Here is a 17,032-nt window from a genome sequence, read left to right on the forward strand (position 1 = left end):
CTCGAACACCTTCGCGGCTCAGCCCTGGGCTTCAGGAACCTCACCAACTACATCGCTAGATCACTCCTCGAATCAGGCGGCTTCAGACCCCACCTGCACTCTCAATTACGATGAGCCCCTTTGAGTGGACTGTCTTCAAACTAGGTTCCTGCTCGACCCCCGAATTAGGGGCCAACGGTGATGAGCGCATTCCCGCGGGCCAGTGAACCGATAGCCATGCATATGACAGTTCTGGCGGTACGGCGAGTTCGTCGGGGCTTGAGAGAGCAGTATCAGTTGAGGGCGGGCGGTATTACCGCTCGACTATTGCAGCTGAAAACGGCAAACCGTGCATTACGGACTCGGTGTAGGACCAATCTGGCTGGCCGTCCTCACGCACGGGGAGGCGGACTGTTGTCTCTCGCATGCGGGCGAGTGTCCATTTATAGCCGTAGGTGAATCGATGCCGCTCATGCTTAATGGCCGCTGCGACGAACAGTAATGCCCACTTGGAGATTTCAGTCCGGGGAACGAGGACGTTTACGTCGTCGCAGGCGAAGTAGGGCTCGTCCTGGTAAAAGGTCGATCCGACACTTCCGTTATAGGCGACGGTGAGAGTGTGTTCGGGTGCGTTGGGAGTGACGTCGCACATGTCGGTCACACCGTTGTTGAACTCGGTGGCTCCGATGAACCTAACGTTGCCGTGCTTGCGGTCGGCCTTTGTCAGACGCCGTCCCTTGCGGAGTTCGAAGAGATCGTTCAGCTTAAACATGTCCCAAGCTTGGGCTTCGGCGAGACTGACGGGCTTGTCGAGGGCTACTCGAAGGCCGGCAACAGTGGGGACTGCTGCATTCTCGACCCAGGGAGGTACCTCGTCGGGCATCCCCGATCGTGCGAAGCGTTCGGTTAGCCTCTCGTCCGAAAGCTGTATAACGGAACGCGTTGTGGCGGATGCTCATTGCGTAGAAAAGCCGGTGGGTGAGAGGCATTGTTTCGTCCTTGGGAAACAGGACTGCGACGTTTTGTGCCGTGTAGAAGGGCCGTTGTTGTACATAGGTCGACAACAGTCGGGAGCCCCCGAGCGCAACGGTGAGAGCACCGGCGGGGTACATTCGTGCGTCCTGTACTCGTTCGACGTAGCCTGACACTCCGCTGTGGCCCGAAAGTCCACCTTTGCGGCCAACGAAGGCGATGCCGTCCGCTTTGTGTGCTCGCGTCAGCTTGTTCATGTCGAGTTTGTTCCCGTACTCGACGTTGAACAGGTCAGCGATAGTGATCACTCGTTGTCCTCCGGTGAAGCGCTTCCAAGGGTGAAGAGCGAGTAGTCGAGGAGTACTCGTTCGAAGTCGGCCTCGGTGAGGGTGCTGTAGTCGGTTTCCATGTACGCTTCGGCGACCCATTCATCTGTGGCTGAAACTTTCTGCATCACAGATTCGCCTGGGTGTACCTCGCGATTATGCCAGGACTCGACCCATCGGTCCCGGGTTTGAGGCCAAGTGTGGTGCTTGTCCACTCTGCCCAAGTTCTTGATCTTTACAAACCCGTCTTCTCGCCAGTAGCCGAACCAAGTCTTGCGGTTACTGGTCTTGTGGGGTTTGTGAGCGGTGAACACCATGATGCATGTGACGACGCCAGTGGGAGCGAAAACCTCTGGAGGCATCGACATCACCGCTTCGGGGGTGTGGTGTTTCAGCAGCTCCGTCTTCTCTGTTGATGGTGCGGTGGCGCAGCTGATGGGGACGATAGCAACTCCACGACCTCCATCAGCGAGCATATCGAGCATGTTCAGGAAGAACCGCAGCTCACTGAGATCCTGCTTGGATTTTGCATATGGCGGGTTGATAAACCCGACCGTTGGCCGCATGGCTCCAGCTGTGCCCCGGTGCTTCTTGACCGCATCGACGTTCGGCTTATCGAAGCAGGAGCCTTGATAAAGGTTAGCTTTTCCGTCGCCTCGTAAGATCATGTTCGATGCAGCCAGGGCGTACATGGTGGCCTGCTGTTCGATGCCGAGTAGACGTTCCCCTTTGATCGATGCAATCTCAGCCTCAGTGGTGGCTGTCCGCATCATCTCGGTCATCGCGCTGATCAAGAAGCCGCCGGTACCCGCGCAGGGATCAATCACCACATCGGTCTTCCCGACATTGGCGATGAGTGCGAACAGCTCCGTGACGTGACGAGGTGTCAGGACGATGCCGAGGCCCTTCCCATCACCACCGGTGTAGCGAAGAAACTCTCCGTAGAAGCGTCCGACAACGTCGATGTCGTTGTACACGGTCATGAACGGAAGAACGTGTTCGGCAAGCATCTTCACTATCTGGTTCAGCAGGCCCTTTGGGTAGGCCATTGTTGCTTTTGAGAGCTCAGGTTGTACCTGAATGCCGGTGAACGGTTGAACGAGGTTACTAATCTTTGCCTTCGGCAGGGAGGTTTCAGTCATCTGCTTGCGGATCGCTTGCATCCACGCAGCAGGCAGATCTTTAGCGGGGTATACGTCGTAAGTTTGCCGGAACACTGGATCATTCAGGGCGATGAGGGTGCCAGCGACCGCGAGGGGCTTTTCCTGCTCGGTCATCTCAGCTTCGTCACGCATGAAGACGTGCAGTTCCTGCGAGAAGCTGACAAGGTCGCGCTCCCGTTGGTGCTGGACGGTGGGATCAAACGCTGCTGCGGCAATCAGATCTGTCATCGGAACGAGTGCCTCAATCTCGGCACCAGTAGGCGCCACAAGAGGGCGGTGAACGATAGATCCCTTCGGGGTGAGGAAAAAAGACCACTGGGAGGCCGACGGGGATCCGGATACTGCAATTGAAACGACTGTGTGGCTGGGGCTTAGAAAACGGGCGTAATGCAACACGCCGTCGACCGCGAAGTCAGCTGGCCGATCGAGGTCAGGGGAGCGGTGACGGGACACCTCCGCTTTGCACTCAATGACGACGACGACGTCAGGTGCACTAGGGGCTGTGATGATGAACTCGGGGTACCCAGCGGCTTTACCGGTTCCCTTCTTCGAAGCTTTGGACAGTGCTGTCCTGATGGCGGCGATCGCGCTCTGTTGCTTCTCGACGAGGATCGCGACCTCGTCATCGTAATAACCGAGGCTCCGCAGGATGCCGTCGGTCATGTCTTCGGTGATTCTCTCGTTAGGCACCTCATGACCGTAGTACCTGATCAGCAACTGATGAAGTTAGCCTCTGATTCTGTCGCCTCGGGTCTCACTGCGTCGGGAAGGCACCGGTTGCGAAGTTCATGCAGCACGGATGAATCTCGTTGTTGCGCAACGTGTTGCCTGGGTGGTGGTTGTACCTAGGTGGGGGACGTCGTATCGTCCAAGTATCGTGCGAAGCGGCCCGCTCAGCTGCAACTGAACGGGCCGCGTGATTCTCTAAGGTTCTGCTATGAGTCGCGCGATGGTTAGGGCGATCTGGATGGTCATGAGTAGCTGTGTCAAACGGTTCTGACCTCCAGATCGCCGATCGCCTTCTGCGGCGTGGCGGCCGCGTCGTCTAGTGCTCATCTCACCTCCTCTCGTCTCTTGAAGTATCGATGCGTTCCGGGCGTGAATCCAGTACACTGACTTTGCGGGTAAAGCCGCATGAACGACACGAGCTAACAAGATGCATGATGTAGAAAACATGCGGGTTTATACGTTCAGGATGACCCGTCAGTATTGGGGGTATGGTGGGTGTTTTCGACTCGAGCCGGGGCCCTAAGGACGACGAGGTTGAGGCCTATCGTGCGCGCCTCGAGCGGCTGCAAGGACGTCACGGCGAGATGGTGCGAGCAATCACGGACCGGGTGCGGGAGCACTATCCCGAGGAGAAGGCTCTCGGAAAGTACGGATTCCGGATTCGTACGGGCTTCAGTTTCAAGGACCAGCCTGGAGCAAGCGACTACTCCGATCTGAAGCTTCCAAAACGAGAGCACCGGCCGCCGGCCACTCGCATTCTGTCGAGCAGGGGAGCGACCCTGCGGTTCTACATGACGGCGATAGCGGTCGCGCAGCTCAGGGGTCTTCCGGGCAGGCAGTTGCCTGATCTGCCCATTGTCGGCTCAAAGGACCAACTCGGGTGGACGCAACTCGTGGCGACAGTGGCCATCGATCAGAAAAGTCAACGAAACTTCATCACAGCACAGAACAAACGCGCCCGGTCCATCAAAACTAGCCTGCAGTCGCTGGAAGATGCTGGACTGGTTGTGCTGGGATCCTCTGGACCAAACCGGCGTTACGACAGCTTCGTCCTTCTCAATGAAGGAGGAAGAGTGTCCGGAGGCGATACCGTCCCCTACGTCGTGCCGAGGGCGACTGACGCCACAATCACACTCCCGCCTGAGTTCATCCGTCACTCATGGCTACACGTGCTCGAAGACTCCGAGCTCGTCGTTCTCCTGATGCTATTGTGCCGTTCCGGCGGTCTGATAGAAGCCGACGGTGCGGTCGCGATGCCCTCGGGTGTTCGCGCGCTCAATTATGGGGTTGGGCGTGATACGTACACCTACGCCAGAAAGACCTTGGAGTTATTCGGGCTCGTTGATGTGGAGGAATTGGGTCGGCACTCTGATGGGCGAGCAGATAGCACTGAACCGCATCGCCTACACCGTTTCACCGTGAAACCTGCCGCGTTTGGTACTGATGCGTTGGCCCTCGTCATTGATCGACTCAAGAGCCAGGTCAAAGCATACGGATGACTCCGCAGAGGAACTCTCCGTTAGCCGCGCGGCATTGGAGGCTCACCCATAGGCGGGCGGCTTTGAACTTTATGCTTCAGGATACTTTTGGACGGGCCTAGAACCTCGGTTGTCGAGCTAGTCATGGGTGGCATGAATGACTGATTGAGCAACCGAGAGTTCTGATCCACTGAAAGTCAGCTGAACGTTGGCGTGACGAGGAGACGCGGTGTTTCGAGCGAGCGGGCGGCACGGGTCTTGCCACTCGGAGTCTCAAGCGCCCAGATCCGGCCCGCTTGCTTGATCATGGACGTTAAGAATCGGGGAACGCTTCGAGGCCCTGAGGCCAGTCTGCGAGCCGTCGGACAAGACATTCAGCGACGTTCATGTTGGTCTGGGTCCTACACCATCCCGTTCTCCGTTCTAGGATCCGGCCGAAGATTTTTGAGCTTTACCCGCTTCCGACGAGAGAGATCCTTTCATCACCTGCACGGCGAAGGTCCAAAGCGATCCAGTAGTGGCTAATCTCGGTGCATGGATATATCTGCGTTGGAGGCTCTTCTCGCTTCACCCGAAGAGTGGGCTGAGTACCGGAGATCGTTGAAGGGCCAACGACCGGATCTTGCTAGAGCAACCCTCACCGGGGCGAATCTCATCGGGCTGGATCTAGCTGGCGCCGACCTCACAGATGCAGACCTTTCAAGCGCTGCCCTTAACGGCGCTACATTATCTTCTGCAAAGCTGCTTCGAGTTGACCTTACTGGCGCCGATCTCACGGGTAGCTCTTTCGTGCGGGCGGACCTGACACATGCTGACTTCTCTGGAGCGGACCTAACTGGCGCGAATCTTACCGGAGCTATCCTTGTGGGAGCTACTTTCGTCGAGGCCGACCTTACCCGGACCAACCTCACTGGTACAGAGACCATGTACTCAAACTTCTTCCGTGCCAGGGTCACGCTAGAGACCGTTTCTCGCGCGGGACATCCACTGGAAGACGTCCTTCGCGACATCGCAATGCCACCACCGCTCGAGGAGGGGTTGGTCCGCATCCAAGTTCCACTGCCTATGTCTGTTGATCCACAGGTGTTTGCGGACCTCACCTTCTCCGTAGCTGTAGTAGCACGCCTTGTGTCCCGAGTCGGGGCCAGGCTGAACGCGACTTCGGGGGAAGATTTTCGGACAGACACACCAGGATCAGTGCTGGTCAAAACCGACAACGAATCGTCCTCTGTTGCAGTTGTTCGAACCCATTATGGGAGTCCTTGGTGGATTGATTTAGCCGAGTTGGGTCCTTCGATGGTGGCCGGAGCGGCGGCTGCAGGCATGGGAGGGGCCGCACTTGTCTTGCGAAAACGAAATGAAAGGCTCCTGTCTTTCCTACTCACACTAGCGCGCGTAAGTGAGCGTAAACTCTGGCTTGAAAGTCGGGTTGAACGGCGACGTCATGAACTAGAGCAGGAGCGTGCAAATACTGCCACCGAAATAGAGCGGCGTTCCAGAAGGGAGGCTGAAATTGTAGCGCTGCATATAGATGCAGATTCTGAAGCTGGCTTTCGCCAGCGGGTTACTGAGGCAATACCAGACCCCGAAGCACTGCGAGTTGTTCTCGAAGCTATTCCACAACTGATGCCCCTAATTGGGGAGGGGTTTACTGTCCTGACAGGAGAAAGTCGTGAAACGGACCCGAGGGTCCCTAGTCCTTAAATTGACTAGGGATATCGCGGTGGAAATACGCTGAAAATAATTTGGTGTGCAATCCTCCTCTATTCTTAGTGTCTAAAAACGGCTGACAGTCACCGGTCGTTCACCTTTCTAAAATTACCGAATCTGAGGCGCGGCGGTAGGAACATGGCCCGTGCGGTGTGTCTATGAGCGCGTGCATCCTGCTAGCTGCACGATAGGTATCTGGCATCTCAGCAAAGGATCCCTTGATTGGACAGGTTCTAGGGTTCGGTCGAGGGTTGACGATCCCCATGTGAGTCACGGCGGTTAATAGCGTTGTTTTCTTGGCGTTTTTGTCCGCTACCGATGTTTGAGGGCGATCCGGAGTTCGCATCGTCGGCAGATGTGGGCGGCTTCGTCGGGCACGGCGTGTAGCTTTTTCAGGGCAAGGTGGCGTCCGCAGCAGGAATAGGTGCCTGGTGATTGGCTGCTCTGACGCGCGGAGGTCATGGGCCAGTCTAGGACCCGGTAGCGATTGGTGTGAGGGGCGATTCGTGTGGGGGCTCTGTCTTCGGGGTGATGATCTGGCAGATGTCTGCCGGCCCGCAATCGGCCGGGTTTAGGGTGTGACTGGTCTTGATGAGTTCCTCGAGTTCAGCGGCCAGGTCGGTGAGCGCCTTCAGCCGTGTCTGTACCTCTGCGAGTTTCTGCTCGAGGACGAGGGACACGTGTGTGCAGGGAGTGTGGCCCGCGTCCCGGAGGTTGAGGACCTGCGCGATCTCAGCCAGGGCAAGGCCGGCGTTCTGGGCTGCACGGATGAACCGCAGACGGCCGATAGCTGTTGCGTCATACGCCCGATAACCATTCGCGGCCCGCCGGGATTGAGGTAGTAAGCCTTGACGTTCGTAGAAGCGGATGGTCTGACTGTCAACGCCCGTGATGGTGGAAAGCTCCCCGATCAACATGATCAGAGCCTATCGCTTGACCTTGTATCTGACTGCAAGGTTTACGGTGACCATATGAACATCACCCTGCAGTACTTTGATGGTTGCCCGAACTGGTCCGTTGCTGAGGAACGGCTGCGGCTGCTTGTTGCGGAACGCCCGGACATCGATCTTCGCTATCAGCTCATCGACTCTGTGGAAGAAGCTGAACGCGCAGGCTTCCATGGCTCTCCTACGATCCTGATTGACGGTGTTGATGCGTTCGGTGGTTCAGCCGCCCCGGTAGGGCTTGCCTGCCGCCGGTACATGACTGATGACGGGCCCGCCGGCGCGCCGAGCATGGCACAGATCAGAGACGCTATCGGCTGAGTGAGCACTGCCGGCACTACGTTCCATGACTACTGAAGAAGAGGACCTTTCTCATGACTGATATCTATGACGCGTTGGTCATCGGGGCAGGGATGGCAGGAGTTGCTGCCGCCACGAAGACTGCGTCGAAAGGTTGGCGGGTCGGCATCGTCGATGCCCTGCCGTACGGCGGCACCTGCGCGCTGCGCGGCTGTGACCCGAAGAAGATCCTGCGCCGCGGCGCTGAAGTGGTCGACGCTGCGCGCCTGATGGCCGGCAAAGGCATCGACACTGGAGGGCTGTCCATCAACTGGGAAGATTTGATGAAGCACAAGCACGGCTTCACGGACCCCGTTCCTGAGTCCATGGAGCAAGACCTCAAGGCTCATGGTGTTGAAACCCTGCATGGAGTGGCAACCTTCACCGGACCCACGCAGGTCGACGTCGGCGGAACACCCTATGAGGCGGCAAAGATCCTCATCGCCACGGGAGCTGTCCCGCGGCCCCTGGGCTTCCCCGGTCATGAGCATGTGATCGATAGCAGCGAATTCCTGAACCTGGAAGTACTACCGCCCCGGATCGTGTTCATCGGTGGCGGGTTCATCTCTTTCGAGTTCGCCCACATCGCAGCACGGGCAGGAAGCGCCCCGATCATCCTTGACCGAGGAGAGCGCCCACTGAAATCCTTCGATGCGGACCTTGTCGAATTGCTCATCAACCGCGGCTCCGACGCCGGAGTCGAGGTGCGCCGCCTGACCAGCGTCACAGCGATCACGAAAAGCAGCAGCGGATATACCCTCCACACCGACATCCCGGGGACCAGCGACACCAGCGGTGCGCGGCAAACACTCCAGGCCGACCTCGTCGTCCACGGCGCCGGAAGAGTCGCAGAACTGTCCCGACTGAACCTCGAAGCAGGTCAGATCGATCACGGTCATCATGGCGTCAAGGTATCCGGCCACCTACAAAGCCTCACCAACCCGGCCGTCTACGCGGCAGGCGACGCAGCCGACACCGCCGGGCTACCCCTGACCCCGATAGCAGTCATCGAAGCGAAAGTCGCAGCCTCGAACATGCTCAAATCCGCCACCAGCGTCCCGGACTACGCCGCCACCCCCACCGCCGTGTTCACTGTCCCCGAACTCGTCCGGGTCGGCATGCTCGAACACGAAGCCAACGACAGCGGCCTGAATATCGACGTCCGCTACACCGACACCAGCCAGTGGTACTCGAACTACCGGCTCGGCGAAACCGCAGGAGCTGCGAAGATCCTGGTCGACAGGGACACCGACCTCATCGTCGGCGCTCACCTCTTCGGACACGGCTACGCCGAACTCGCGAACACCATCAGCCTCGCCATGAAACACCGGCTCACCACCCGGCAGCTCAAATCAACGACCGCCGTCTACCCCTCCACCGGATCCGACCTCAGCTCCATGCTCTGATCCTGGACAAAGCTGGACCACGGCACGACCAGATCAAAGAATCCACACCTATAGCAGTCGGCCGTCCAACCGCCTCCATCGCACCCAGGAGCGACAGAATGTAGGGCACGTGGCGCGGCGGGCTCGTGTCTCTCCAGACGGAAGACTTATCACTGACGTAGCGCATTCACGAGGTTTAAGTGAGGAGTTGTCATGCCGGCATGGTGGGATGCGACATGGCCCGTACTGACCGGTGTCCTTGCAGGTCTTCTGGTGCTCTGGGTGGTCCTCCTGATCGCCCTGTGGCGGGCTACTCCGAATCAGACAACGTTGCGGGATGCCCTCAGACTGCTGCCGGACGTGATCCGACTCATTAAGCGCCTGTCCGCCGACCGGACGCTTTCCCGAGGGGTGCGAGTACGGCTGGTGCTTCTCATGGCGTATTTGGCATTACCTTTCGATGTGGTGCCGGATTTCATCCCCATCCTCGGTTACGCCGACGACGCCATCATCATCATCCTCGTGCTGCGCTCAGTAGTACGCACAGCCGGTCCCGAAGCGCTGTCACGACACTGGCCAGGCACTCCTGAAGGGCTGGCGGCAGTACGGAGCCTCATCGGTGGGTGAGTGATCCCTTGTGAGAACTCAGGCACGGGCTGTTCGCCGCCGGTAACATCTTGTTCCCAGTGGAACGGATCTCGTGGGTGCACGACCATGTGTTCCGGTGCGGAGCCTGACCCACCGCTGCGGGGGTCAGGCCACTGATACGCCGAAGACGAGCCCGAGGACGTAGGTAATCGCGGCTGCTCCGAGCCCGATCCCCAGCTGCCGCAGCGCGAGGCGCAGCGGTGAGGCGCCGGAGAGCAGGGCGACGACGGCCCCGGTGGCCAGCAGGGCCACCCCCACCAGGACGCAGGCGACGACGACGGCGGTCACACCGCCGAGGCCCACGAGATAGGGCAGGACCGGGATGATGGCGCCGGAGGCGAAGAAGCAGAAACTCGACGCGGCCGCCCCCACCCCCGTGCCCACCGTCTCGTGCTCGTCGACGGCGTCCTCTTCTTGGGGTTGGAGCGAGAAACTGGGGTCGCAGTCACAGGTATAGATGCCAAGGCGCTCCGCAGCGCGGTGTTCGGCGGCCGCTGGTGTCATCCCGCGTGCCCGGTATACCAGGGCCAGCTCGTTGGCTGCGATGTCGAGTTCCTTCGCGGCGGTCAGGGTGATCTGGGTGGGGCGGGTGGCGGAGAGCAGCTCACGTTGGGACCGCACGGAGACGTACTCCCCGGCGCCCATCGACAGTGCCCCGGCCAACAGTCCGGCCAGTCCGCTGACCAGGATGAAGGCGTTGGAGACACCGGTGGCGCCGATGCCCATGATCAGGGCGAGGTTACTGACCAGGCCGTCGTTCGCGCCGAATACCGCGGCTCGGAAGTTCCCGGAGAGCCTGTTACGACCACGGGTGGCCAGGGCGCGGACCACCTCCTCGTGGATCTGCTCATCGGCGACCATGGCCGGTGTGGCGGAGGGGTCCGTCGCGTAGGGGGAGCGGTTTTCGGCGCGCTGGGCCAAGGCGAGGACGAACACGGAACCGAAGCGCCGTGCAAGGACTCCGAGGATGCGGTTGCGCAGCGACGGCTGCAACGGGCGCCCCACCTCGTTACCGAGGAGGGCGAGCCAGTGTGCCTCGTGCCGGCCCTCGGCGTCGGCGAGCCCGAGCAGGATCTCGCGCTCCTGCCCGCTCCGCCGGCGGGCGAGGTCCCGGTACGTCGCGGCCTCGCCGCGTTCATCGGCGAGGTACTGACGCCAGCGGCGGACGTCGTCGCGGGAAGGAGAGTGCTCAAGGGATGTCACGGGATGCTCCGGTCTCTTCAGTGCATGCGAACACCGACCAAAGCGAGGGGCTCCGGCCGAGTACGCACAAGCGTCTTGTTCGGCCGAAGGTCTCGCTCGCCGGAAGAACCGGTGGAATGCCGGGCGCCGATAGCGCCAGTATGTCGACAGGCCTCACATCCTTTGCGGATGCGGAGCTACTCCCCTTCGACCAGCAATCATACCGCGGATACGCCGACTGGCTGTCGTCCTGTCCGAAGATCGGGAGTGGATCAAGGCTAAGCCTGTCAGTAACCGAGCAGGAACGGTCGACCAGGCCGTGCAGATGATCCTGAGTATTCGTACGAACAACCGCGGGAACCGACAGTTCTGCCACACTCTGGTGATTTTTCGTTAAGGTGGCGGAGTTCTCGACCGGTGGTTGGCGGGGTCGGGAGTCGCTATAGCGTGTGGTTCGTCTCGCTCAGGATCGCTCACCGTGGGTTTTGTGCTTTCGGATTGGTGCGGTGGGCGGCAGGAGATGGGCCCGGCGTCATGCGCTGTAGTGGTCGAATCGTGCTCAGGATGAGGGTGCCGAGGATGATGATCGCCCCGATGAGCTGACCGGAGGTCAAAGTTTGGTCGAGGAGCGCCCACCCTGCGAGTGTTGCCACGAGTGGGCTGAGGAGACCTAGGATCGCTGTTGTTGATGCTGGTAGTAGGTGTACCCCGCGGAACCAGAGGGTGTACGCCGCAGCGGTGCCGATGACACCGAGGTAGAGGTAGCCTGCGATGCTCGGCAGGGTCAGGGTCAGGGTCAGGGCCTGCGGTGGCGGGCCCTCGACGAGGAAAGCGATGGGAGCGAGGAAGAGTCCGCCGGCGACGAGTTGCCAGGACGTGATGGCCAGCAAGGTATCGGGTCTGCCCCACTTCTTGGTCAGTACGACACCGCTTGCCATGGCGACCGCACCGCTGAGGGCGGCGATGACCCCAACGAGATCGAGCCGGGCTTGGGCTTGAAGGACGAGCATGGACACACCGATCAGGCCGGTCATCCCTGCGGTGAGTTTCGCCGGTGTCAGTTTCTCTCCGATCCAGCCGGCGGCAAGGACAGCGACCAGGAGCGGTTGCACAGCCCCGATGGTGGCTGCGACGCCACCGGGCAACCGGTATGCGGCGATGAAGAGCAGTGCGAAGAACACCCCGATGTTCAGCATCCCGAGAACACCGGCCCGCCACCACCAACTCCCCGTCGGTAGCCGGCGGACCAGGATGACCAGCAGCACACCTGCCGGGAGGGACCGCAGGGCTGCGGCCAGCAGTGGCCGGTCAGGTGGGAGGAGCTCGGAGGTGACGAGGTACGTCGTTCCCCACACGCAGGGAGCGATGGCTGTGAGGAGCAGGACCATCCACTGTTTGCTAAGCACTACGCAAATATATCTTCGTGCTTAGCTTTTGGCTAGGGTGGTGCCATGACAGACACAAACCTTCAGGATCATGTTGCGGTGGTGCTGGAGCAGTGGGGCCGTGAACGCCCTGATGTCGATGTGAGCCCGATGGCCGTGATCGGCAGGCTCTCCCGCGTCGCACGGAGGATCGAGGTGCGCCTCGGTGAGAACTTCGCGGCTCAGGGAATTGATGCGCCGACCTTCGACGTCCTGGCGACACTTCGCCGCTCCGGGGACCCCTACGCCCTGAGCCCGAAAGACTTGGTCGAGACGTCGATGGTGACCTCGAGTGCGATCGCTCAACGCTTGAACAAGCTCGAGGCCGAGGGGCTCATCGAACGAACTTCGAATGAGCGTGACGGCCGTGGGAAGCTGGTCCACCTCACCGACGCAGGCCGCACCATCGTCGACAGTGTTCTTCCGGTTCATGTGGCTGTAGAACACGAGTTCCTTCAAGCCCTCAGCCCAGAGCAGCAGAACACTCTCGCGGAACTCCTCGCAGTCCTCGATCACTGAACTCGTCCACCACTGAGTAAGCGTCCCACCCAAGGATCCTTTGACCGGATCGCCAGCAACGTCTGATGGTGGGCTGGTGATGAGCAGGTTCCAGCAAGGGATCCTCTTATCGAGCGGCGGGACCCTGTTCGTTCTCCGGTAGAAGGAACGCGAGCCGCTGTCGTGGCGCCCAGACATAGGTGTCATCGCAGCGATAGCCTCATAGCCAGGGCTGCTCGTCTATGACACGAAGGTAGAACCCCTTGGGATACTCGACGTCTTCGCTGACGGGTTCGGAGGCGATGTGGATTGCTCCGGTCGGGCCGCGGCCTGCGGATAGGACGGAATCCGGGGCGTTCGCCTGCGCCATTTTTGCCAACCGGAGGTAGGGTCCGGTCACCAGGGGACAGAGATCAAGGCCTTGATTCTTTGCGGCAGCGAAGACGTGGGACTGTATGCCTCCGCGGGCGAGGCCGAGCTGCTCTACGGTGCGTTCCACGATCCGCAGCGTTCGACTCACGGGGGCATCAAAGGCGGGATGGGCGAGCAGGGTCTCTGCGTAGGCATTGAGCTGCACGCCCGCATCACGCAATGCCTGAATGGTCTCGGTTCGGGATCTCCCGCCGACCCTGACCACGAGGCCCTCAACCTTGGCTGTCCTCATCATGAGGTGATTCTCCGCGACTGACACCGGGACACCGACTCGCTGCGGGTTGTGGCGATGCGGGGGTGTCCAATGGAGAGTCCTCGACGGCGGCGTAGGAAAGCCCGCCTTTGAACATCAGTCGCTGAGAGCACGCCGCATAGCGGTCCGCGGCCACTCATCCAACCCTATGGCGGCTTCACGGGCTCGGACGTGCTTGAGCCCTGGCGACAGGTGGCTCGCCGGAACGGCTTCGAAGCCCAGGCGTGCGTAGTAGGGAGCATTCCAGGGCACCTCGGCGAACGTGGTCAGGGTTAGCGAGGAGAATCCTTGCAGTCCTGCCCACTCGGCGGCGGCTTCTATGAGCCGGCGTCCCTTGCCTTGGCCCGCATGGCTAGGGTGTACGGAGACCTGTTCGATGTGGGGAACCCCGTCGAGGACATCGAGGAGAATGTACGCCACGGCCCGACCGAGATCATCAGTGTCGACCCATGCCCTGTCGCTGCGTTGGTAGCGACGAAGAGCGTTAGCCGGCATCGGCTCAGCGTCCGCGATGGCTGCCATGCCGATGTCACGGAAGACGGCGTCGGCGGCACGCTCGATGAGCATCATCAACCCGATGTCGTCTTCCTGCGCCAAACGGATCATGCACTCATTAGAGCAAACAGCACCGCAGTGGACACATCACTGCTTCGCCTAGGAATCGTCAACGAACGTGTAAAGCTGGCGATCTGAAGAGATCGCCGGGGTGGGGAGATTGGTGTCATGAAACGAGCTGAACCAATCATCAGCCGGGAAAGCGCCGTGATGTGCACGGTGAGAGGTTCGTTCTATCGTGCTGTGGACCCCGCGTATCGTGACCTGGCGCTTGTAGGATCTCGCTCTGCCGGCCGGTATTCACCGCCGGAGGTACCCACGCTGTATCTGAGTTCATCACCGGAGGGTGTCGCCGCCGCGATGATCGCCCACACCGGCGACCGGACCACTGATCGTGAGGTGCTGGAATTCGAGGTAGAGGCTCACCGGATTGTCGATCTACGTGACCATGAGGCTTTGCAGTCGATCGGGATTAGCCCCGCGGACGCGGCGGCGGACTGGCAGGGAGCTGTTGCCGCCGGTGACACACCAGCGTCGTGGACGGTTCGAGAGACGCTGCAAGGCCTGGGCGCCAACGGGTTGATCGATCCTTCACGCAAACAGCCAGGCCTCTGGCACCTGACACTGTTCGCCTGGAACGCCGACGGCGCTCCGGGTGTCCGCGAGGTCGCCGTCCAGTAAAGGATCAGCGGCTTTCAGCGGTCATGTAACGGGGGAGGCGTGGTTCGGTCGGATGACTCTGGGGGCGCTGAAATTACTGTTATCGATCACGAAGGTGGCTCGTTCCCAGGGCCGGGCGGCGTTGAAGTAGAGGCGTTGACCGTGCACGTACCGGTGCATCGTGGGGTGCTCGGGATCGGGGTTGCTGCCGTTCCGGGTGGCCAGGCGTGCTGCGGTCTCAGTGAAGGGGACATCCAGGAACACTGAGGCGTCCCAGGTTGCGGCGAGGTCCTCGCGATGCAGGAACATACCTTCCACCAGGACCAGTGCGTTTGGCGGAGCCTGAAGCGGCTCCGTGTGCGCCGTTTGGTCGGTCCGCGGATCGTAGGAGGCCGGCGAGTACAGGCCATGTCCGTCGGGCCCGAGCGGGACGAGCACGGACTCGCGCAGAGCGGCGTAGTTGTAGGTGTCCCTCCAGAAACCTTCGGGGGAGTGACGACCCCGGGCGTACCGGATGGGTGAAGGGTTCAGGAAGCTATCGACGTGGATGACGATCACGGAACGGTGAGGAATGACCGCGGCAAGGTTCTCAGCGAAGGACGTCTTACCGCTGCCATCGACGCCATCGATGGCCACGAGCCGACCCGTGGGCCCGAGGGAGACGAGCAGGTCCTCAGCTAGTGAGTGCATGAACATTGTCATGGGCTCGTCCTCCTCGAGTGTCTGCAGCTGGTATGCCCGCTAATGGCCTCATCCGCGGGATGCTTTAAAGAGGATGAGCTTGGATCGTCCGTTGTCTGCGGTGACGCCGTGGATCTCGGCGAAGCTGCCGAGAGGGTGGAAGCAGAACTGCTCGTGGAGCCGGATGGATGCGGTGTTGTGTTCATTGGCGAAATAGTAGGCACAATCCGTGTAGGAATAGATCCATTCCAGACGCGCCTGGGTGAGAGCGAATGCGACGCCCTGCCGACGGTGGGCCGGGGTGACCATAACTCCTCCGAGGTAGCGACCGGCAGGGACATCGCCGTCGGGTCGCCCATGGAAATGCGTCTTCGCGGCACCTACCAGCTCGCCGGCTACCTCGGCGACCACCACCAAACGTCCGGGCGCGACCACGAGAACACTTGGGTTCCAGCTGTCACGACCGCTGGCCGTGCTGATATTGCGCACCTGTTCGCCGTCGTGGGGAGGTGCCGCGCGGATCAGCACTCGTTGTCCCTCCTGACCGTCTGCGTCCACTGGCCGCTATCGCTGGCATCGTCCGGTAACCATTCCAACCACTTGTCTTAAATGGCCGACTCCAAATTCATGTTGTGGCGCTGAGCCAGCAACATCACTGACGGAGGGCATAGGTCAACTCGGAGCGGAAGCTCGCTTCGACCTATGGGGCCTGCAATTCATTGTGCCGTGCTTGCCCGGTCTTCATCCGATAAGTCTGGGTGAGTTCGACTACCTCTTCGTGCAGCTTCAGCATGAACCAGACATTGTCCCTCTCGAAGCCGTTCCGCTGCGCATAAGGGCGTGAAACTTCCTCAACATGGTGGGAGCACTGCTTGGTATTCATGCGCACACCTTAAGGGGCTCTTCGGACATCCGGTGGGGGTAGGTGTTTGAGGCTAGCTAGGTCAGAGGTGGCGTGAAGGGGTCGAGGTCCCCGAGGATCAGAAGCGCTAACTGACTGACCCGACCCGAGGACCTCGACGTGTCTCATGCTACTTCGGGGTGCGTTGATGCGCGCTCTGCCATCGATCCTTGTTCGCGCTGCGACCTATTGGTCGGTCTCGACGGAGTCCACGTCGAGAAGGTCGAGCGTGATGAGGGGCTGCTGACGGTGACTGTCTCGACGTCGCCGCAGGTGATGGGGTGCCCGGGGTGCGGGAGCATCGCTGTCGGCCGCGGCCGGCGCCGCCGCGTGCTCCACGATGTCCCCGGTGCGAGTCAGGTCCGGGTGGTCTGGCGGCAACGTATCTGGCGATGCGCCGACGCGCACTGCATCAAGAGGACGTTCGTGGAACAGTTCACGTCGCTCGTCGCAGCGCGCGGATCGATCACCACCCGCGCGATCATCTGGGCGATTGGGCAACTCCGCCGGGAACACGCGACCATCGCTGGCCTGGCCCGGCAGCTCGGGACCTCGTGGAAGACGGTATGGCGTGCGATCGAGCCCGAACTACGGCGTCTTGCGGATGATGAGTCCCGGTTCGAGAATGTCACGACGCTCGGCGTCGACGAGCATATCTGGCACCACGTCGATCCCCGCAAGCGTGGCCCGAAGGAGCTCACCGGGATGGTCGATCTCACCCGCGACAAGCACGGAAAGACGCGGGCCAGGCTCCTGGATCTAGTACCCGGCCG

General features: G+C 60.7%; 18 protein-coding genes. 8 read left to right on the forward strand and 10 right to left on the reverse strand.

Annotation, left to right across the window (positions count from 1 at the left end):
* Positions 1-292: 292 nt before the first annotated feature.
* Together E8P82_RS14440 and E8P82_RS14445 are read right to left on the reverse strand one after the other, a co-directional pair.
* Positions 293-862 (reverse strand): restriction endonuclease subunit S, encoded by a 570-nt coding sequence (locus E8P82_RS14440; RefSeq protein WP_136455749.1) that lies wholly within the window; start codon positions 860-862, stop codon positions 293-295.
* Between the two features lie 393 nt (positions 863-1,255).
* Positions 1,256-3,103 carry an HsdM family class I SAM-dependent methyltransferase gene (locus E8P82_RS14445; RefSeq protein ID WP_246021460.1) on the reverse strand — a complete coding sequence of 616 codons (1,848 nt, stop codon included), beginning with the start codon at positions 3,101-3,103 and terminating at the stop codon, positions 1,256-1,258.
* A 554-nt stretch (positions 3,104-3,657) separates the two neighbouring features.
* Here E8P82_RS14445 and E8P82_RS14450 point away from each other — a divergent pair.
* Positions 3,658-4,668 (forward strand): hypothetical protein, encoded by a 1,011-nt coding sequence (locus E8P82_RS14450; protein ID WP_136455751.1) that lies wholly within the window; start codon positions 3,658-3,660, stop codon positions 4,666-4,668.
* Between the two features lie 513 nt (positions 4,669-5,181).
* The gene (locus E8P82_RS14455; RefSeq protein WP_136455752.1) at positions 5,182-6,351 is read left to right on the forward strand and encodes a pentapeptide repeat-containing protein; all 1,170 of its coding nucleotides are present in this window, start codon (positions 5,182-5,184) and stop codon (positions 6,349-6,351) included.
* Positions 6,352-6,827: 476 nt separating this feature from the next.
* Here E8P82_RS14455 and E8P82_RS14460 read toward each other — a convergent pair whose 3' ends face one another.
* A complete protein-coding gene (locus E8P82_RS14460) occupies positions 6,828-7,274 on the reverse strand; it encodes a heavy metal-responsive transcriptional regulator (protein ID WP_136455753.1) in 447 nt (148 codons plus the stop codon).
* A gap of 54 nt (positions 7,275-7,328) precedes the next feature.
* On the opposite strand from E8P82_RS14460, the gene E8P82_RS14465 reads away from it, so the two are divergent.
* The 3 genes from E8P82_RS14465 (at position 7,329) to E8P82_RS14475 (ending at position 9,652) form a co-directional block, all read left to right on the forward strand.
* Positions 7,329-7,622, forward strand: coding sequence for a thioredoxin family protein (locus E8P82_RS14465; RefSeq protein ID WP_136455754.1), 294 nt, complete (start codon positions 7,329-7,331; stop codon positions 7,620-7,622).
* Positions 7,623-7,675: 53 nt separating this feature from the next.
* Positions 7,676-9,046, forward strand: a complete 1,371-nt coding sequence (locus E8P82_RS14470) for a dihydrolipoyl dehydrogenase family protein (protein ID WP_136455755.1) — start codon at positions 7,676-7,678, stop codon at positions 9,044-9,046.
* A gap of 192 nt (positions 9,047-9,238) precedes the next feature.
* Positions 9,239-9,652, forward strand: a complete 414-nt coding sequence (locus E8P82_RS14475; RefSeq protein WP_136455756.1) for a YkvA family protein — start codon at positions 9,239-9,241, stop codon at positions 9,650-9,652.
* A gap of 126 nt (positions 9,653-9,778) precedes the next feature.
* Here the strand turns inward: E8P82_RS14475 and E8P82_RS14480 are convergent, their stop codons facing one another.
* Complete coding sequence (locus E8P82_RS14480) at positions 9,779-10,876, reverse strand: VIT1/CCC1 transporter family protein (protein WP_246021462.1); 1,098 nt, start codon at positions 10,874-10,876, stop codon at positions 9,779-9,781.
* A gap of 452 nt (positions 10,877-11,328) precedes the next feature.
* Entirely contained in the window at positions 11,329-12,261 is a 933-nt protein-coding gene (locus tag E8P82_RS14485) for an EamA family transporter (protein ID WP_136455758.1), read from the reverse strand.
* Positions 12,262-12,306: 45 nt separating this feature from the next.
* On the opposite strand from E8P82_RS14485, the gene E8P82_RS14490 reads away from it, so the two are divergent.
* Positions 12,307-12,798 carry a MarR family winged helix-turn-helix transcriptional regulator gene (locus E8P82_RS14490; protein WP_136455759.1) on the forward strand — a complete coding sequence of 164 codons (492 nt, stop codon included), beginning with the start codon at positions 12,307-12,309 and terminating at the stop codon, positions 12,796-12,798.
* 199 nt (positions 12,799-12,997) lie between these two features.
* Here the strand turns inward: E8P82_RS14490 and E8P82_RS14495 are convergent, their stop codons facing one another.
* Both E8P82_RS14495 and E8P82_RS14500 read right to left on the reverse strand, forming a co-directional pair.
* On the reverse strand, positions 12,998-13,444 hold the full coding sequence (locus E8P82_RS14495) for a hypothetical protein (protein WP_136455760.1): 447 nt from the start codon (positions 13,442-13,444) through the stop codon (positions 12,998-13,000).
* A gap of 114 nt (positions 13,445-13,558) precedes the next feature.
* Positions 13,559-14,068, reverse strand: coding sequence for a GNAT family N-acetyltransferase (locus tag E8P82_RS14500; RefSeq protein ID WP_136455761.1), 510 nt, complete (start codon positions 14,066-14,068; stop codon positions 13,559-13,561).
* Between the two features lie 117 nt (positions 14,069-14,185).
* On the opposite strand from E8P82_RS14500, the gene E8P82_RS14505 reads away from it, so the two are divergent.
* Complete coding sequence (locus tag E8P82_RS14505; RefSeq protein ID WP_246021464.1) at positions 14,186-14,698, forward strand: RES family NAD+ phosphorylase; 513 nt, start codon at positions 14,186-14,188, stop codon at positions 14,696-14,698.
* 21 nt (positions 14,699-14,719) lie between these two features.
* Here E8P82_RS14505 and E8P82_RS14510 read toward each other — a convergent pair whose 3' ends face one another.
* From E8P82_RS14510 to E8P82_RS14520, 3 genes are all read right to left on the reverse strand, one after another.
* Positions 14,720-15,379, reverse strand: a complete 660-nt coding sequence (locus tag E8P82_RS14510; protein ID WP_136455762.1) for a nucleoside/nucleotide kinase family protein — start codon at positions 15,377-15,379, stop codon at positions 14,720-14,722.
* A gap of 48 nt (positions 15,380-15,427) precedes the next feature.
* On the reverse strand, positions 15,428-15,886 hold the full coding sequence (locus E8P82_RS14515) for a GNAT family N-acetyltransferase (RefSeq protein ID WP_168796585.1): 459 nt from the start codon (positions 15,884-15,886) through the stop codon (positions 15,428-15,430).
* Positions 15,887-16,058: 172 nt separating this feature from the next.
* Positions 16,059-16,241: a nucleoside triphosphate pyrophosphohydrolase family protein gene (locus E8P82_RS14520; protein ID WP_136455764.1), complete on the reverse strand. Its 183-nt coding sequence runs from the start codon at positions 16,239-16,241 to the stop codon at positions 16,059-16,061.
* Between the two features lie 138 nt (positions 16,242-16,379).
* Here E8P82_RS14520 and E8P82_RS14525 point away from each other — a divergent pair.
* Positions 16,380-17,032 (forward strand): ISL3 family transposase (locus E8P82_RS14525; RefSeq protein ID WP_136455765.1); only part of this gene is annotated, 653 nt, incomplete at its 3' end.

The sequence above is a fragment of the Arthrobacter echini genome (assembly GCF_004803505.1).
GTDB classification, from domain to species: Bacteria; Actinomycetota; Actinomycetes; order Actinomycetales; family Micrococcaceae; genus Arthrobacter_D; species Arthrobacter_D echini.

Excerpts from the sequence above, each read along its gene's own strand:
- E8P82_RS14500 (WP_136455761.1), bottom strand. The coding sequence starts at position 14,068 with ATGATCCGTTTGGCGCAGGAAGACGACATCGGGTTGATGATGCTCATC.
- E8P82_RS14455 (WP_136455752.1), top strand. The coding sequence starts at position 5,182 with ATGGATATATCTGCGTTGGAGGCTCTTCTCGCTTCACCCGAAGAGTGG.
- E8P82_RS14440 (WP_136455749.1), bottom strand. The coding sequence starts at position 862 with ATGCCCGACGAGGTACCTCCCTGGGTCGAGAATGCAGCAGTCCCCACT.
- E8P82_RS14490 (WP_136455759.1), top strand. The coding sequence starts at position 12,307 with ATGACAGACACAAACCTTCAGGATCATGTTGCGGTGGTGCTGGAGCAG.
- E8P82_RS14520 (WP_136455764.1), bottom strand. The coding sequence starts at position 16,241 with ATGAATACCAAGCAGTGCTCCCACCATGTTGAGGAAGTTTCACGCCCT.
- E8P82_RS14510 (WP_136455762.1), bottom strand. The coding sequence starts at position 15,379 with ATGACAATGTTCATGCACTCACTAGCTGAGGACCTGCTCGTCTCCCTC.
- E8P82_RS14475 (WP_136455756.1), top strand. The coding sequence starts at position 9,239 with ATGCCGGCATGGTGGGATGCGACATGGCCCGTACTGACCGGTGTCCTT.
- E8P82_RS14450 (WP_136455751.1), top strand. The coding sequence starts at position 3,658 with ATGGTGGGTGTTTTCGACTCGAGCCGGGGCCCTAAGGACGACGAGGTT.
- E8P82_RS14465 (WP_136455754.1), top strand. The coding sequence starts at position 7,329 with ATGAACATCACCCTGCAGTACTTTGATGGTTGCCCGAACTGGTCCGTT.
- E8P82_RS14445 (WP_246021460.1), bottom strand. The coding sequence starts at position 3,103 with ATGACCGACGGCATCCTGCGGAGCCTCGGTTATTACGATGACGAGGTC.
- E8P82_RS14460 (WP_136455753.1), bottom strand. The coding sequence starts at position 7,274 with ATGTTGATCGGGGAGCTTTCCACCATCACGGGCGTTGACAGTCAGACC.
- E8P82_RS14495 (WP_136455760.1), bottom strand. The coding sequence starts at position 13,444 with ATGATGAGGACAGCCAAGGTTGAGGGCCTCGTGGTCAGGGTCGGCGGG.
- E8P82_RS14470 (WP_136455755.1), top strand. The coding sequence starts at position 7,676 with ATGACTGATATCTATGACGCGTTGGTCATCGGGGCAGGGATGGCAGGA.
- E8P82_RS14505 (WP_246021464.1), top strand. The coding sequence starts at position 14,186 with ATGAAACGAGCTGAACCAATCATCAGCCGGGAAAGCGCCGTGATGTGC.